The organism is Azospirillum aestuarii (assembly GCF_016632405.1).
GTDB lineage: Bacteria > Pseudomonadota > Alphaproteobacteria > Azospirillales > Azospirillaceae > Azospirillum > Azospirillum aestuarii.
This window is the reverse complement of record NZ_JAEPIV010000013.1, coordinates 1-14,290: the sequence shown is the minus strand read 5'-3', so window position 1 is coordinate 14,290 and position 14,290 is coordinate 1. Positions and strand designations below refer to the sequence as shown.

The window sequence follows — 14,290 nt, the reverse complement described above, 5'->3', positions numbered from 1 at the left end:
GGCGTAATGGCCAAACGTCAGTTGGAGGAGGCCTGCGTCCTTCTTCAGGACGCCGCCGCCGACCTGGAATCGGTCCTGTCTGGCATGCCGATGCCCGCCGGGCGGGCCGACCTGAACGAGGCGATCGGAACGATCATGGAGACGTTGAGGCTCGTCGCCTCCGCCCATGCCCGGCTGGAACACCCGCCGATCCATGGCGGCGTGCTGGCCGACTGACGGTTCCGGCCGGCGGCCGAATTGACGGGCCGGAAACGCGAAAGGGCGGCTCCGCCGGGGAGCCGCCCTTTCGCTTGTCCGGATGCCCGGACCCCGATCACTCGGAAACGGTCTGCCAGAAGAAGAACACGACGGCCAGAACCATCAGGGCGATGTCCATGGGTAAGTCTCCTCGATGCTGCGTATGAGGGTCGAAATTCTGCGGCCTCTATACGACAGATTTTCGCGTGCGTGCAGGGGGTGTTTCACGAAACGGCCATTTTGCCGCTGATCCAGGTCGCCCGAACCCGCAGCCGCTCGTCGAGGTGCACGAGGTCGGCGGCCAGACCGGGCCGGATGCGGCCGCGCCGTCCCGCCATGCCCATGAAATCGGCCGGATAGGCGGAGGCCATGCGCAGCGCCTCGTCCAGCGGGATGCCGACCCGCTCCACGGCGTTGCGAACCGCCGTCGCCATGTCCAGGGCGGAACCGGCCAGCGTGCCGTCGGCGGTGACGCAGCGCCCGTCCTCCACCCGGATGTCCTCGCCGTAGAGCTGGAAGCCGCCGGGCTGGGTGGCGCCGGGTTCGGTGGCGCCGGGTTGGGTCGCACCGACCGGGGGCATCGCGTCGGTCACCAGGAACAGCCGGCCGCGGGCCTTCGCCTTCCAGGCCAGACGGACGGAAGCGTCATGGACATGGTGCCCGTCGACGATGATGCCGCACCAGACCCCATCCTCCTCCAGTGCCGCCCCCACCATGCCGGGCTCGCGGGAGCCGAGCGGGCTCATGGCGTTGAACAGATGGGTGACCCCGGTGATGCCGGCGGCGAAGCCGGCCTTCGCCTGCGCCCAGGTCGCGGCGCTGTGGCCGGCGGCGATGCGCAGGCCGGCGGCGGCCAGCCGGCGGATCTGCTCCGGCGGGACCGCTTCCGGCGCCAGCGTGACCAGGGCCGGCAGGCCGGACAAGCCGCCGAGCAGGGCGAGGTCACCGGCGTCGGGGGGCGCGATGAAGCGCGCGTCATGGACGCCGCGGCGTTCTGGCGCGATGTGCGGGCCTTCCAGGTGGATGCCGAGCAGGCCGGGCATCCCCTGCGCCATTCCGGCGCGCACCGCGGCCACGGCGGCGGCGCGCGTCTCGGCCGAATCGGTGATGAGGGTGGGCAGCAGGCCGGTGGTGCCGAACCGGCGGTGCGCCTCGGCGATGCGGCGCAGCGTCGGCAGGTCGGGCGTGTCGTTGAACAGCGCGCCGCCGCCGCCATTCACCTGCAGGTCGATGAAGCCGGGGGCCAGGATGCCGCCGCCCAGATCCGTCACCTCGGCCTCCGGCGGAATCGCCTCGGGGGCGATGATGGCGGCGATGGCCGGGCCATCGAGCAGCAAGGCGGCGCCGGCCAGCACCGAGTCGCCGGTGTGGAGCGTGGCGTTGACGAGCGCCTTCAGCGGCCGGTCGGCGGCGGGGCTGTGTGCGTGGCTCAATTCGGCACCCGATGGGCTGCGGCGGAGGGGCGGCGGTGGGCCGACAGGAAAACCCGGAGGGGACTGTGGCGCAAGAGGCTGCCGCGTCGTCAAAACCCCTAATTATTTACGGATTATGACGCTGGAATTGTTGGGGTATGGAGTTCGTTAGGGATTGCCAGAGGGGACAGGTTTCTGGCAGAAAAAAGGCCGCTGACGAACAGCGGCCTGAGTTTAGGGAGGAAACGCCCAAGAAGGGCGAAGCAGCAATCTCTTGCTGCACTGCAAAATTAACAAAGATCTCAGGTGGGTGCAAACCCCGAAGCAATGGCCCCCAGGTGGGGCCGTTGCTTTTTCCGGGGTCGCTGTGACCAGAGAGTCACAATCGTATCGGGTGCGATAACATCGTTGGTTAACGCATCCGGCTCCGCACCCAGACCCCCATCCGGACCCTGGGGGGCGCTTTCCCGTTGTTCCGATCGTGCGCCGGCGCGACAGCGCCCACATACGATGCATCAGGACGATAAAGGAGAGCCGCCCGTGACCGACCAGCAGCCCCCCGCTTCCACCGAAGGCAAGCCGTCGGCGCTCGTCCGGTTCGACGCTTTCGCGGCGATGCTGGGCGACCGGCGGCCCGCCGTCTTCCTCGATTATGACGGGACGCTGACGCCCATCGTGGAGCGCCCCGACCTGGCGATCCTCGACGACTCCGTGCGCGCGGTGATCCGCCGGCTGGCCGGGCTCTGCCCGGTGGCGGTGGTCAGCGGGCGCGACCTGGACGACGTGGCCCGCCATGTCGGGATCGATGATCTGATCTATGCCGGCAGCCACGGCTTCGACATCCGTGGCCCCGGCCTGCGCACCCGGATCGGCGAGGAGTATCTGGGCGACCTCGACGCGGCGGAGGCGGACCTGCTGCACCGCCTGCATGGGGTCGAGGGCGCGTTGGTGGAGCGCAAACGCTTCGCCATCGCGATCCACACCCGCAGGGTCGCCCCGGACCGCAAGGCGTCGGTGGGCGACGCGGTGCAGGGTGTCGCGGCGGCCTTTCCGAAGCTGCGCATCACCGGCGGCAAGGAGATTCACGAGCTGCGGCCCAACGTCCCCTGGGACAAGGGCAAGGCCGTGCTCTCGCTGCTCGATACCCTGGGGCTGGCGGGACCGGAGACGCTGCCGCTCTATCTCGGCGACGACGAGACGGACGAGGACGCCTTCCGTGCCCTGGCGGCGCGTGGCGAGGGGCGGGGAGTCGGCATCCGCGTCATGGACCCGCCGGCCCCCAGCGCCGCTGGATGGAGCCTCAAGGACCCGGCGGAGGCCGGCGTCCTTCTCGACCGTCTGGCCGTCTGGCTGGCGGAGGGCTGAGCGAGCCGGCCCGTCCCCGTCGCTTTTCCCGCGCGGAAGGGGTAGGATGGGCGACCGGTCAATCGAGGGTTCCCACCATGGACATCAGCGCGCTCGGCGCACCGCGGATGCCGTCCCTGCCCGACGCCCAGGCCTCCGCCCTGGCGGGGCTGCAGGGCGCCCAGTCCCGCGCCGACGAGGCGGGCGCGCAGCTCGCCGCCGGCAACCTCGATCCGGCGGTGGTGGTCAGCCTGTCCTCGGCCCAGACCGACTTCGCCGCGAACGTCAAGGTGATGCAGGCCGCGCAGGACAACACCAAGCGTGTCCTCGACATGCTGGTGTGACCAGCCCTCATACCGCCAGCCTCACACCGCCAGATAGGCCCGGCGCACCGCCTCGTCCTCCAGCAGACTCCGCATCGGGCCTTCGAAGCGGATCTGTCCCTTCTCGATGACGCTCGCCCGGTCGGCGACCGCGGCGGCGAAGGCGAGATTCTGTTCGGATACGAGAATCGACAGACCTTCCGCCTTCAGGGCGCGCAGGGCGTCGGCCATCTGCTGGACGATGCGCGGGGCCAGCCCCTCCGACGGTTCGTCGAGCAGCAGGAGCGACGGGTTGCCCATCAGCGTGCGGGCGAGCGTCAGCATCTGCTGCTCGCCGCCGCTCATCTGTCCGCCGCGGCGGCCCCGCATCTCGGCGAGGTTGGGGAAAAGGGCGTAGAGCCGCTCCGGCGTCCAGTGCGGGGCGCCGTCGCGGGGCGGCTGGCGGCCGACCTCCAGATTCTCCTCCACCGTCAGGTCGGTAAAGACGCGCCGGTCCTCCGGCACGTAGCCAAGGCCGAGCCGCGCGACGCGGTGCGGCGGCAGGGCGGACACCTCGCGCCCGTCGAAAGCGACCGACCCGGCGCGCCGGTCGAGCAGACCCATGATCGCCTTCATCGTCGTGGTCTTGCCGGCGCCGTTGCGGCCCATCAGGGCGACCACCTCGCCCCGCTCCACCGCCAGATCGACGCCGGTCAGGATGTGCGCCCGCCCGTACCAGGCCTGGAGCCCGCGAACGCTCAGGAGAGGCTGGCCGGTCATGCCGCACCTCCCAGATAGACGGCCTGCACCCGCGGGTCGGAGCGCACGGCGTCGGGCGTGCCCTCGGCGATCAGCTGGCCGCGGTCGAGGACGATGATGCGGGTGGCGTGGCCGAACACGACGTCCATGTCATGCTCCGTGAACAGGACGGCGAGGCCGCGCTCGCGGACGAGGGAGGAGGTCAGGGCCATCAGCTCCTGCCGCTCGCCGGGGGCCATGCCAGCGGTGGGTTCGTCCATCAACAGGATTTTTGGATCGCCGGCCAGCGCCATGGCGAGTTCGACGCGCTTGAGGTCGCCATAGGCCAGCACGCCGCAGGGCCGCTCCGCCTGAGCGCCCATGCCGACGCGCTCCAGCAGGGCCATCGCCTCGTCTCGGAACCCGGAGGCCGCCGGGGTCCACAGCCCGAACAGCCGCCTGTGGACGGAAAGCAGCACCATCTGCACGTTCTCGCGCACCGTCATCGAGGCGAAGGTGGCGGTGATCTGGAAGGTGCGGCCGACCCCCAACCGCCAGATGCGGCGCGGCGGCAGGCCGACGATGTTCACCCCGTCCAGCCGCACCGTGCCCGCGTCGGGCCGAAGCTGGCCGTTCAGCAGGTTGAAGCAGGTCGTCTTGCCGGCCCCGTTCGGCCCGATCAGCGCCAGGATCTCCCCGGCGTCCAGAGCGAAGGACACGCCGCGCACGGCCTGCACGCCGCCGAAGGCGCGCTGGAGATTCTCCACGGCGAGACGGCGGCTCATGCGTCCCTCCCGCGGGTCCACAGGTCGCGGACGAAGCCGGCGACGCCCTTGGGGAAGGCCAGAACCAGCACCAGGATGATGGTGCCCAGGACCAGCCGCCACCAGTCGGTCCGGCTCATCGCCTCGGTCTCCAGAAGGTGGAACAGGGCGGCGCCCACCACCGGGCCGCTCAGCGTCTGGATGCCGCCCATCAGCACCATGACCAGCGCGTCCACCGACACCGGCACTGCCATCAGGGTGGGGAAGACGCTACCCTTGGCGAAGGCGTAGAGCCCGCCCGCCAGACCGGCGGCGGAGCCGGCCAGCGCGAAGCTCAGCCACTGGTGGCGGCGCACGTCGATGCCCACCGATTCGGCGCGCAGCGCGGAATCGCGCCCGGCGCGCAGCGCGTAGCCGAAGGGCGCGAAGGCGGCGCGGCGCAACAGCAGCAGCGCGCCGCCGGCCAGCGCCAGGGTCAGCCAGTAATAGGCCGCCTTGCCCGCCGCCCAATCCGGCGGCCAGACGCCGAGGATGCCGTTGTCGCCGCCGGTGACGCCGTACCATTGGAAGGTCACCGACCAGACGATCTGCGCGAAGGCCAGGGTGAGCATGGCGAAGTAGAGGCCCGACCGCCGCACGCAGAACCAGCCTGCGGCCAGCGCCCCCAGCCCGGCGACCAGCGGCGCGGCGGCCAGCGCCAGCGGCATCGGTGCGGCCAGATGCTTGACCAGCAGGGCCGCGCCGTAAGCGCCCAGCCCGAAATAGGCGGCGTGCCCGAAGGAGACGAGGCCGCCCAGCCCGATCAGCAGATGCAGGCTGGCCGCCAGCAGCGCCAGGATCACCACCTCGGTCAGCACGATCAGCGCGTAGTCGCCGGCGACCAGCGGCACCGCCGCCAGCAGGGCGAGCAGCAGGGCGGGCGCCCAGCGCGCCGCGCCGGCCGCGGCGACCAGCGGCGGGCCGGGGCTGGCGGCGGTGGGCGGCGCGTCCTCCGCGCGGCCGAGCAGGCCGTAGGGGCGGATGACCAGAACCACCGCCATGAACAGGAAGACCAGGACCAGCGTGATCTGCGGGAAGACCAGGATGCCGAAGGCCTGCAACTGCCCGATCAGCAGCGAGGCGACGAAGGCGCCGGTCAGGCTGCCCATGCCGCCGACCACGACGACGACGAAGGCCTCCACGACGATGGCCATGTCCATGTGCAGGTTCACCGCCTCGCGCGGGACCTGGAGCGCGCCGCCCAGCCCGGCCAGAGCCGATCCCAGGAACAGCACCCCGGTGAACAGCCGAGCCGGATCGACGCCGAGCGCCGAGGCCATGTCGCGGTCCTGCGTCGCCGCGCGCACCAGCGTGCCCCAGCGCGTGCGGTTGAACAGCAGCCAGAGCAGGCCCAGCACCAGCGGCCCCAGCCCGATCAGCACGAGGTCGTAGAGGGGGAAGGGCTGGTCCAGTATGTCCACGGAGCCGCGCAGCTCCGGCGCCCGCCGGCCGAGCAGATCCTCCGATCCCCAGATCCAGGAGGCGGCGTCCTGCACCACCAGCACCACGCCGAAGGTGGCGAGAAGCTGGAACAGCTCCGGCGAGCGGTAGAGGCGGCGCAGCAGCCCGATCTCCATCAGCGCGCCGAGCAGCCCGACCGCCAGCGAGGCCGCGGCCACGGCACCCCAGAAGCCCAGGGGCGTGGTCCCCCAGCGCTCCACCAGCGTCCAGCCGAGATAGGCGCCCAGCATGTAGAAGGAGCCGTGCGCGAAATTCACGATCCGCGTCACGCCGAACACGATGGTCAGCCCGGACGACACCAGGAACAGCGTAGCCGCCGTGGCGAGGCCGCTGAGGAATTGCACGAGGTAGAAGGACATCGGCTCTTTCGGCAGGGTCTGCGGAAGCGAGGTCTTGCCCCCTCCCTAACCCTCCCCCGCTTCGCAGGGGAGGGGAGTAGATTTCCCTCTCCTGCGGAGCGGGGGAGGGAAGGGGCCCGCGGCGCAGCCGTGGGAAGGGTGGGGGCAAGTAGGCCGGCCCCTCCGCCCTTACTCCGGACGCATTTTGCGGACGGCCTCGTCGGACGGCAGATAGTCCGCGCCGTCGGCGTAACGCCAGCCGGTCATCACGCCCTGGCCGTCCTTCACCGTGGTCTTGCCGACATAGGCGCCCATCGTCGCCTGATGGTCGAGCGCGCGGAAGGTGATCGGGCCGAAGGGGCTGGACAGGGCCAAGCCGGACAGCGCGTCCACGAGCTTCTCCGGATCGGTGGAGCCGGCCTTCTCCACGGCGGCGGCTATGGCCTTGAAGGTGGCGTAGCCGACGACCGAGCCCTGGCGCGGCGGCTCGTTGAAGCGCTTCACATAGGCGTCGCGGAAGGCCTTGTGCTCCGGCGTGTCGATCTGCTCCTGAGGGTAGCCGGTGACGATCCAGCCCTCCGGCGCCTCGTCCTTCATCGGATCGAGATATTCCGGCTCGCCGGTCAGCAGACTGACCACGGTGCGGTTGCGGAACAGGCCGCGGCCCTCGCCCTCGCGCACGAACTTGGCGAGATCGGCGCCGAAGGTGACGTTGAAGATCGCGTCCGGCTTCGCCGCGGCCAGCGCCTGCACGGTCGGCCCGGCCTCCAGCTTGCCCTGGGCCGGCCACTGCTCGGCGACGAACTCCACGTCCGGGCGCTTCTCCGAGAGGAGCTGGCGGAACCACTGCACCGCCGACTGGCCGTATTCGTAATTGGGCGCGACGGTGGCCCAGCGCTTGGCCGGCAGCTTCGCCGCCTCCTCCACCAGCATGGCCGCCTGCATGTAGGTGCTGGGGCGCAGGCGGAAGGTGTAGCGGTTGCCCTTGGTCCAGGTGATGGCGTCGGTCAGCGGCTCCGCCGCCACGAAGGGCAGCTTGTTGCGCGCGGCGAAGTCGGCCACGGCCAGCCCGACATGGGAGAAGTAGGTGCCGGCCAGCAGCTCGACCTTCTCGTTCGACAGCAATTCCTGCGCGACGCGCACGGCGTCGTCCGGCTTGCCGGCGTCGTCGCGGGAGACGACCTCCAGCTTGCGCCCGCCGAGCAGGCCGCCCGCCGCGTTCACCTCCTCCACCGCGAGCTGCCAGCCTTGGCGGTAGGGAATCGTGAAGGCCGGCAGGCCGGTGTAGCTGTTGATCTCGCCGACGCGAATTGGCTGGCCATCCGATTGGGCCGGGGCGGATTGCGCCTTGGCGACGGACATCGGCGCGGCGAAGCAAAGGGCGGCGAGGGCGGCTGCGCCCGGCGCAAGCAGGAGATGGCGGCGGTTCATGGTCGGCGGTATCCCGGCGCGGTTGGCGGCTGCGTGAACGCATGGAACGGCAGCGTGAACGCAATGTCTGCGTTCATAGCAAACCCACCGCAAAAGTCACCGTTCCGTTGCGCCGCACCATGCCGGTTTTCAACAGGCCGGTTTTCAACAGGCCTGTTTTCCGCCTGCCGGTGCCGGAAGCGCCGGCCTCACATCAGGCGGGAGAGGAGCATGAGAAAGGTCGCCTGCTCTTCCGGGGTCAGCGGGTCCAGCGTGCGGTGATGCGCCCGGGTGGCGTTCTCCAGCAGGGTGCTGACCAGCGATTGTCCGGCGCGGGTCAGGCTGACGCTGGTGCGCCGCCGGTCCTGCGGGTCGGGCTGACGCTCCACCAGTTGGCGCTCCACGAGGCGCAGGATCACGCCCTGGGTGGTCGCCGGGTCCATGAAGGTCAGCCGGCCGAGCTGATTCTGCGACAGCGATCCCTCGGCCCGCAACGTGACCAGGGCGCCCCATTGGGTGGGGGTGAGCTGGGAGTCGCCGATCATGTCCATGAAGATGGAGGACGCGCGCTGATGGGCCCGGCGAAGGCGATAGTGGACCTGCCCGGTCAGCAGGTAATCGTCGGTCGGAGAATGGGCAATCTGATCCATGGGCGCACACGAGCGTTGCGGAGCCGGACCGTTTCCGGTCGCGGCGGGTGTCGGCGAAACACCGTGCGACAGGTTCGGCGCCGATCCCGGGGAATGTTCCCGGGCTTGCGCCAAATGCAGCAGGCTTCGCTTTGAAGCCTAGGGATGGAAGTCGCGATAGGCAACGCTCGCCGCTGCGGCATAGGGCCACAGTCCAAAGGTGTTCACTATTTGGAATGCAAAGCACTCGCGAACGAAGATGAGCCGTGCGTTTCAAAAATCTTTCCCGAGGGACTAGGCTGCAATCTGCATATGCGGGTGTGTTTTGGTCATACCAGAAGGGAGCCCATATTTCGATTAAGGATTTTGTTTCGGTGGGTAGGTGTTCGGCGGCGGAGTCCTTTCGCGGTCGGACTTCGGAAGCTCGCCGTCCGGCGGTGGGACACTCCCGGGTGTGTAGGGCGGCATCACGACATCGTCGCCAGGATGGCGGGGCGATTTGGGTGGCGGGGGAGTGGTCAGGGGTCTGGTCATGTTCGGCGTTTCCTCATGATCCCGATTGCAGGCGGTTCCGGGCCGCCCTGGGTGAACGGTTGCCGCCGAAGGCTGGTTCCCGAGGAAGTGGCCGCCAGGGTTTGCGGTCGTATGACCTTAGCTCTAATGGTGCGGGCGTATGGCAATAGAGCGCCCGTCTGACGCAAGTCTTGTTGCGCCGACAACACAGGCGCGGGCAAAAACCACGGCTGAACGGCTTCACTGTTGCACGGACATCACGCCATGAGTTGTCTTTGCAGCGACTGTCCGCTTCTGCCGGAGCGGCGATTGCACATTCCGAGGCCATTCGGCCGCCCGATACGAGCCACTGATTTCAGCCTTGCGCGGTGACCCATGAAGCCCAGCTCCCTGTCCTTCCTCGCCCTCGCGCTCGCGTCCACCGTGCTGACGGCGCTGCCCGCGGCCACGCCGGTGAGCGCCCAGGAACTGCAGCCCGGTGAATCCGTGCTGGAGCGCCGCCGTCCGGAGGTCGAACAGCTCGGCATCCGCGCCGGATCGTTCCTTATCCTGCCGCGCATCGAGACCGGCCTGACCTATGAAAGCAACGTCTTCGCGACCGAGAACGACACCCGCGATGACTTCATCTGGGTCACCCAGCCGCGCGTCGACGTGCGTTCGGATTTCAACAACCACGCCCTGAACTTCTCGGCCTCCGGCAACATCGGGCGCTTCTTCGACTACTCGTCGGAGAACTACGCCGATTACCGGGCGCAGGTGGACGGCCGCTACGACATCACCCGCGACTCCTCGGTCAGCGGTCTGCTGTTCAGCCGCCGCGACCATGAAGGGCGATCCGACCCGAACTTCGACGTGTCGCTGGCCACCGGCACCGTCGTGCCGCGCTTCGCGGAGCCGGTGAACTACTTCACCCACGGCGGCGAGGCGTCCTTCAACCAGCGCTTCAACCGCGTCCGTGTCCGCCTGACCGGCGGCGCCCAGTACACCTCCTACCAGGACGCCGAACTGAGCAACGGGCAGACGGAGTCTCAGGAGGACCGCGACCGCTGGAGCTATACGGGCACCGCCCGCGTCGGCTACGAGTTCATCCAGGGCTACGAGGCCTTCGTCCAGGGCTCCTACAACTGGACTAATTACCGGCTGAGCCAGGACTTCGGCGGCGTCAACCGCGACTCGGAGGGCTACGAGGTCGTCGGCGGCCTGTCCACCGACCTGACCGGCCTGATCAACGGCGAGATCTATGCCGGCTATCTGAGCCGGACCTACGACGATCCGACGCTGAAGGATTTCGGCGGTCTGGCCGTGGGCGGCCGCCTGAACTGGTCGGTGACCCAGCTCACCTCGGTTACCGGTTCGCTCAGCCGTCAGGTCCGGGAATCGACCTACGCCCGCGGCAGCCAGATCGCGTCGAGCTACAACCGCACCGTGGCCGCTGTCGGCGTGGATCACGAGCTGCTGCGTACCCTGCTGCTGAACGCCCGCGTCCAGTGGCGCCAGGACGATTTCAACGGCGTGGACCGCACCGACGACGTCTACACGTTGGGGGCCGGCGCCAGCTATCAGCTCAGCCGCTATATCTTCGTGAATGGCGGTTATACTTACGAAAAGCGTAACTCGAACCTCAGTGGCTTCGATTACTCCGACAATCTGGTCTATCTGCGCGTCGGCGCTCAGATGTAATCAGATCGTCTGGAAAATGCACAGAGGGGCGTCCATCCGCCGATGGGCGCCCCTTTTGCATTTCCGCCTATACGGTGACGCGAATCCTTTTCCTCCGTTGGCGTTACTTCCTCTCCACTTTTTCCCAAGCGCGTGCGAGTTGCTAGTCTCCCTCCGTGACCGCTCAGGGTCCGGCCGCTCCGTCCGAGGGCGGCCGGACCCGATGTCCTCACGAGCCATGGAAGGGTAAGGGATGAATCGACGTAACGTGTTCCGCGCGCTCGGAATGACCGTGGTCGCCGCCGCGATGGTCGGCTGCGCCGGTGGCCAGGACGCCCCTCTCGAACCGCCGGGCGTCGCCCAGATGACGGATTACCGCCTGGGGGCCGGCGACGCGCTGCGCGTCATCGTCTTTGGCGAGGAGCAGCTGTCCGGCGAATTCCGCGTCGACGGTTCGGGAAAGGTCGCCATGCCTCTGATCGGCGAGGTGACGGCGCGCGGCCACACCCCGCGCGAGTTGGAGACCGACATTGCCAAGCGCCTGTCGCAGGGATACGTCCGCGACGCCAAGGTCAGCGTCGAGGTGCTGAACCACCGCCCCTTCTTCATCCTGGGCGAGGTCCGCAACCCCGGCCAGTACCAGTATGTGAACGGCATGACCGCCCTGTCCGCCGTGGCGATGGCCGGCGGCTACACCTACCGCGCCAAGGAGGACTACGTCCTCATCACCCGCGGGGCCGATCCCAAGAAGGAACTGCGCCGTGCCCCGATCACCACGCCGGTGATGCCGGACGACGTGCTGCGCGTGCCGGAGCGTTATTTCTGATCGGCGACCAATTCCGACGACGTGCCGGACGGTCCATCAGACGGCCCATTTGTTTCGGAAAACTGGGGCAGGCGCCCCGCCACCATTCGACGCCATGACGATGTCCCTCTTCCCACCGGGAAGAGGGACATTTTTTTTCGCACAGATTTTTCCGGCGGCGGCGGTCACCCGTCGTCGCGGGTGCCTTTGCCGAAGGGAAGATCGCCCTTGCGGAAGGCGTCGGCGCCCTTGGAGTGGCCCGATGGCGCGCGCGCTTCGGGAGGGGCTGGATCGTGAGCGCTGGCGGCGGGGGGAGGACGGGTGCCCGCAGCCTCGTCGTCGGTGCCCAGCGGCGCCGCAGCGGGGTCGGCGGCGGGGATCTTGTCGCCGGTCAAGCCCTTGTCGATGGCATCGCGCAGGCGCTGCGCCCCGGCGTTGGGGGTGTCGGATTTTTCCATGAAGGAACCTGGGTCGGTTGCGGGAAGGGATCGTCCCTCCTCCAACCGGAGCCCGGAGACGCGGTTCCCCGGAGAGGGGCGGCGCGGCCGCCTCAGGAGAGCAGGGCGTCCCGGTCGGCCTCGTCCAGGCCGTCGAGCCAATCGTCCATGGTGATCATCGGCGGCTCGTCGCCGGCGCGCCGGCCGGCCTCCACCAACTCCGTGTCGGCGGTGTTGGAATGGACGATGAACCACAGCATCAGCCGATTCGCATCGTCGACGGTCACCGGATCGCCACGCCCCGCGGTGTCCAGCAGAGCGTCGATGCCGGCGAGGTAGCTGCGGTGGGCATGCTCGTGCCGCTCCCGCCGGTCCGCGGTCAGGACGGCCATCTCCGCCGTTTCCGTGGCGAAATGTTCGGCCACCTCGTGCCGGAGCGCGGTCAACTCCGCCAGCCCGACCGGACCGCCCGCGGTCATCACCGACAGGAGATCGAGAATGGCGCCGTGCTCCGCGTCGATGACGCCGGAACCGGTCGGGATCAGGGAGCGGCCGTCGGGGGCGGGCGTCATGGGGTGGGGCCGGGCGTCGGTCTGGCGAGAGGAAAAGGTGGTGCCGGTTGCAGGGCTCGAACCCGCGACCTTCGGTTTACAAAACCGCTGCTCTACCAACTGAGCTAAACCGGCGTGCCGCCCGGCCAGACCGCGGCGGGCGCTTACACTAGCGTCCTCCGCGGTCCGCAGCAAGCCTCACCTGTGCGGCGCGTTCGGCGGCGCGTCAGCGCAGTCGGGCGACTTCGTAGAGGGCGACGGCGGCGGCGTTGGAGACGTTCAGGCTGCCCACGGGGCCCTGGGTCGGCAGGCGGGCGACGATGTCGCAGCGCTCCATAGTCAGGCGGCGCAGCCCAGCGCCCTCCGCCCCCAGCACCAGCGCGGTGCGGCCCGTCAGATTGCACTGGGCGAGCGTGCTCTGCCCCGACTCGGCGAGGCCGACGGTCCAGAAGCCGGCCTGCTGGAGATCGGCCAGCGCGCGGGCGAGGTTGGTGACGCGCACCAGCGGCACCGACTCCAGGGCTCCCGAAGCGCTCTTGGCGAGGACGCCGGTGGTCTCCGGCGCGTTGCGCTCCGTCACCACAACCGCCTTGGCGCCGAAAGCCGAGGCGGAGCGCAGGATGGCGCCGACATTGTGCGGGTCGGTCACCTGGTCGAGGACGACGATGAGCGCCGACGGGTCCGAGTCGGCCTCCACGCAGAGGTCGTCGATCCCGACCTCGTCCAGGGGAGCGACGTCCACCGCAACGCCCTGGTGCACGGCGCCCGGCGGCAGCATGCGGTCCAGGTCGTTGCGGTCGGCCGGCATCAGGACGGGCCGCTGCAGCCCGCGGGCCTTGGCCTGGGCCAGCACCGGCTCCAGCGCGGCGCGGCCCGCCTCCGTGGCGATCAGGCGGTGGATGCGCCGCTCCGGGTTCAGCCAGGCCGCCGACACCGGGTGCAGGCCGTAGAGCAGGACGCCCTGCGCGCCCCGCCCGGAGGAGGAGCGGTCGCCACGCGACTCGCGGTGGGACGGGGCGTGGCCCCTCGGTGGGGCGGAGGCCGGGGCAGGGGGCTGGCCGTGTGGCGCGGATGGCTTCTTCGAACGGGTCATGGTGTCCGGCTGGAGGGGGCAGGCCTAAGCCCGCCGCGGTTATTCACAGTTTTCTGGTTTGGACTGCTTCAGACGTGTTGACAAGGCCTGAAAAATTCTCATAGTGCCGAACTCCGCGGCGGGCATGTCCCGCAGCGGGCCTGAGGAAGGGTGGCCGAGTGGTTAAAGGCAGCAGACTGTAAATCTGCCCGCGTATGCGTACGCTGGTTCGAATCCAGCCCCTTCCACCACTACATTCCACGGCTTGTCCGTGATCGCAGTTCCCGGTCGATAGCGCCGGGCGGGGCGTGGCAGGCGGGTGTAGCTCAATGGTAGAGCAGAAGCCTTCCAAGCTTACGACGGGGGTTCGATTCCCCTCACCCGCTCCAATCCCCCCGCGCTAAGGGAAATGTCGGTCTCGGCCGGGCCATTGTGTGCGTCCGGAACGTCGGGAACGAAAGACCAAAGCGATGGCGAAGGCAAAGTTTGAGCGGAACAAGCCGCACTGCAACATTGGCACGATCGGCCACGTCGACCACGGCAAGACGTCGCTGACGGCGGCGATCACGAAGGTGCTGG

Annotated in this window: 15 protein-coding genes and 3 tRNA genes; 8 read left to right on the top strand and 10 right to left on the bottom strand. The window is 69.0% G+C overall.

All coding sequences use genetic code 11. The features are described 5' to 3' along the window. Positions 1-6 precede the first annotated feature (6 nt). Positions 7-216: a hypothetical protein gene (locus tag JJL56_RS20435; RefSeq protein ID WP_145626908.1), complete on the top strand. Its 210-nt coding sequence runs from the start codon at positions 7-9 to the stop codon at positions 214-216. Positions 217-461: 245 nt separating this feature from the next. On the opposite strand, the gene nagA is transcribed toward JJL56_RS20435, so the two are convergent. After that, positions 462-1,670, bottom strand: coding sequence for an N-acetylglucosamine-6-phosphate deacetylase (gene nagA / locus JJL56_RS20430; protein ID WP_200486099.1), 1,209 nt, complete (start codon positions 1,668-1,670; stop codon positions 462-464). Between the two features lie 519 nt (positions 1,671-2,189). Here nagA and otsB point away from each other — a divergent pair. Both otsB and JJL56_RS20420 read left to right on the top strand, forming a co-directional pair. Continuing rightward, the gene (gene otsB / locus JJL56_RS20425; protein ID WP_200486098.1) at positions 2,190-3,014 is read left to right on the top strand and encodes a trehalose-phosphatase; all 825 of its coding nucleotides are present in this window, start codon (positions 2,190-2,192) and stop codon (positions 3,012-3,014) included. Between the two features lie 77 nt (positions 3,015-3,091). Next, a complete protein-coding gene (locus JJL56_RS20420; RefSeq protein ID WP_145626911.1) occupies positions 3,092-3,337 on the top strand; it encodes a hypothetical protein in 246 nt (81 codons plus the stop codon). A gap of 21 nt (positions 3,338-3,358) precedes the next feature. Here the strand turns inward: JJL56_RS20420 and JJL56_RS20415 are convergent, their stop codons facing one another. From JJL56_RS20415 to JJL56_RS20395, 5 genes are all read right to left on the bottom strand, one after another. Further along, positions 3,359-4,075: an ABC transporter ATP-binding protein gene (locus JJL56_RS20415; RefSeq protein WP_200486097.1), complete on the bottom strand. Its 717-nt coding sequence runs from the start codon at positions 4,073-4,075 to the stop codon at positions 3,359-3,361. After that, positions 4,072-4,818: an ABC transporter ATP-binding protein gene (locus JJL56_RS20410; protein WP_200486096.1), complete on the bottom strand. Its 747-nt coding sequence runs from the start codon at positions 4,816-4,818 to the stop codon at positions 4,072-4,074. Before JJL56_RS20410 ends, JJL56_RS20415 begins: the two co-directional genes overlap by 4 nt. After that, positions 4,815-6,656: an ABC transporter permease gene (locus JJL56_RS20405; RefSeq protein ID WP_200486095.1), complete on the bottom strand. Its 1,842-nt coding sequence runs from the start codon at positions 6,654-6,656 to the stop codon at positions 4,815-4,817. The genes JJL56_RS20410 and JJL56_RS20405 overlap by 4 nt, the downstream gene beginning before the upstream one ends. 168 nt (positions 6,657-6,824) lie before the next feature. Beyond that, positions 6,825-8,066: an ABC transporter substrate-binding protein gene (locus tag JJL56_RS20400; RefSeq protein WP_200486094.1), complete on the bottom strand. Its 1,242-nt coding sequence runs from the start codon at positions 8,064-8,066 to the stop codon at positions 6,825-6,827. A 188-nt stretch (positions 8,067-8,254) separates the two neighbouring features. Then, on the bottom strand, positions 8,255-8,695 hold the full coding sequence (locus JJL56_RS20395) for a MarR family winged helix-turn-helix transcriptional regulator (protein WP_145626916.1): 441 nt from the start codon (positions 8,693-8,695) through the stop codon (positions 8,255-8,257). Positions 8,696-9,562: 867 nt separating this feature from the next. On the opposite strand from JJL56_RS20395, the gene JJL56_RS20390 reads away from it, so the two are divergent. Next, on the top strand, positions 9,563-10,867 hold the full coding sequence (locus tag JJL56_RS20390; protein WP_145626917.1) for an outer membrane beta-barrel protein: 1,305 nt from the start codon (positions 9,563-9,565) through the stop codon (positions 10,865-10,867). A gap of 232 nt (positions 10,868-11,099) precedes the next feature. After that, positions 11,100-11,672 (top strand): polysaccharide biosynthesis/export family protein, encoded by a 573-nt coding sequence (locus JJL56_RS20385; protein ID WP_137139015.1) that lies wholly within the window; start codon positions 11,100-11,102, stop codon positions 11,670-11,672. Positions 11,673-11,836: 164 nt separating this feature from the next. Here JJL56_RS20385 and JJL56_RS20380 read toward each other — a convergent pair whose 3' ends face one another. The 4 genes from JJL56_RS20380 to rlmB form a co-directional block, all read right to left on the bottom strand. Then, positions 11,837-12,109: a hypothetical protein gene (locus JJL56_RS20380; protein WP_145626918.1), complete on the bottom strand. Its 273-nt coding sequence runs from the start codon at positions 12,107-12,109 to the stop codon at positions 11,837-11,839. 92 nt (positions 12,110-12,201) lie between these two features. After that, positions 12,202-12,660 (bottom strand): hemerythrin domain-containing protein, encoded by a 459-nt coding sequence (locus JJL56_RS20375; RefSeq protein ID WP_145626919.1) that lies wholly within the window; start codon positions 12,658-12,660, stop codon positions 12,202-12,204. Positions 12,661-12,698: 38 nt separating this feature from the next. Further along, positions 12,699-12,774, bottom strand: a tRNA-Thr gene (locus JJL56_RS20370). A gap of 91 nt (positions 12,775-12,865) precedes the next feature. After that, positions 12,866-13,732 carry a 23S rRNA (guanosine(2251)-2'-O)-methyltransferase RlmB gene (gene rlmB / locus JJL56_RS20365; protein WP_145626944.1) on the bottom strand — a complete coding sequence of 289 codons (867 nt, stop codon included), beginning with the start codon at positions 13,730-13,732 and terminating at the stop codon, positions 12,866-12,868. A gap of 144 nt (positions 13,733-13,876) precedes the next feature. On the opposite strand from rlmB, the gene JJL56_RS20360 reads away from it, so the two are divergent. The 3 genes from JJL56_RS20360 to JJL56_RS20350 all read left to right on the top strand — a co-directional run. Then, positions 13,877-13,962 (top strand) — tRNA-Tyr (locus JJL56_RS20360). A 64-nt stretch (positions 13,963-14,026) separates the two neighbouring features. Continuing rightward, positions 14,027-14,100 (top strand) — tRNA-Gly (locus tag JJL56_RS20355). Between the two features lie 81 nt (positions 14,101-14,181). Next, on the top strand, positions 14,182-14,290 hold a 109-nt coding region (locus tag JJL56_RS20350; RefSeq protein ID WP_200486093.1), incomplete at its 3' end, for a GTP-binding protein.

Coding starts and splice junctions, on each gene's coding strand:
- JJL56_RS20435 (WP_145626908.1), top strand. CDS start 7: ATGGCCAAACGTCAGTTGGAGGAGGCCTGCGTCCTTCTTCAGGACGCC.
- JJL56_RS20420 (WP_145626911.1), top strand. CDS start 3,092: ATGGACATCAGCGCGCTCGGCGCACCGCGGATGCCGTCCCTGCCCGAC.
- JJL56_RS20415 (WP_200486097.1), bottom strand. CDS start 4,075: ATGACCGGCCAGCCTCTCCTGAGCGTTCGCGGGCTCCAGGCCTGGTAC.
- JJL56_RS20410 (WP_200486096.1), bottom strand. CDS start 4,818: ATGAGCCGCCGTCTCGCCGTGGAGAATCTCCAGCGCGCCTTCGGCGGC.
- JJL56_RS20405 (WP_200486095.1), bottom strand. CDS start 6,656: ATGTCCTTCTACCTCGTGCAATTCCTCAGCGGCCTCGCCACGGCGGCT.
- JJL56_RS20400 (WP_200486094.1), bottom strand. CDS start 8,066: ATGAACCGCCGCCATCTCCTGCTTGCGCCGGGCGCAGCCGCCCTCGCC.
- JJL56_RS20395 (WP_145626916.1), bottom strand. CDS start 8,695: ATGGATCAGATTGCCCATTCTCCGACCGACGATTACCTGCTGACCGGG.
- JJL56_RS20390 (WP_145626917.1), top strand. CDS start 9,563: ATGAAGCCCAGCTCCCTGTCCTTCCTCGCCCTCGCGCTCGCGTCCACC.
- JJL56_RS20385 (WP_137139015.1), top strand. CDS start 11,100: ATGAATCGACGTAACGTGTTCCGCGCGCTCGGAATGACCGTGGTCGCC.
- JJL56_RS20380 (WP_145626918.1), bottom strand. CDS start 12,109: ATGGAAAAATCCGACACCCCCAACGCCGGGGCGCAGCGCCTGCGCGAT.
- JJL56_RS20375 (WP_145626919.1), bottom strand. CDS start 12,660: ATGACGCCCGCCCCCGACGGCCGCTCCCTGATCCCGACCGGTTCCGGC.
- rlmB (WP_145626944.1), bottom strand. CDS start 13,732: ATGACCCGTTCGAAGAAGCCATCCGCGCCACACGGCCAGCCCCCTGCC.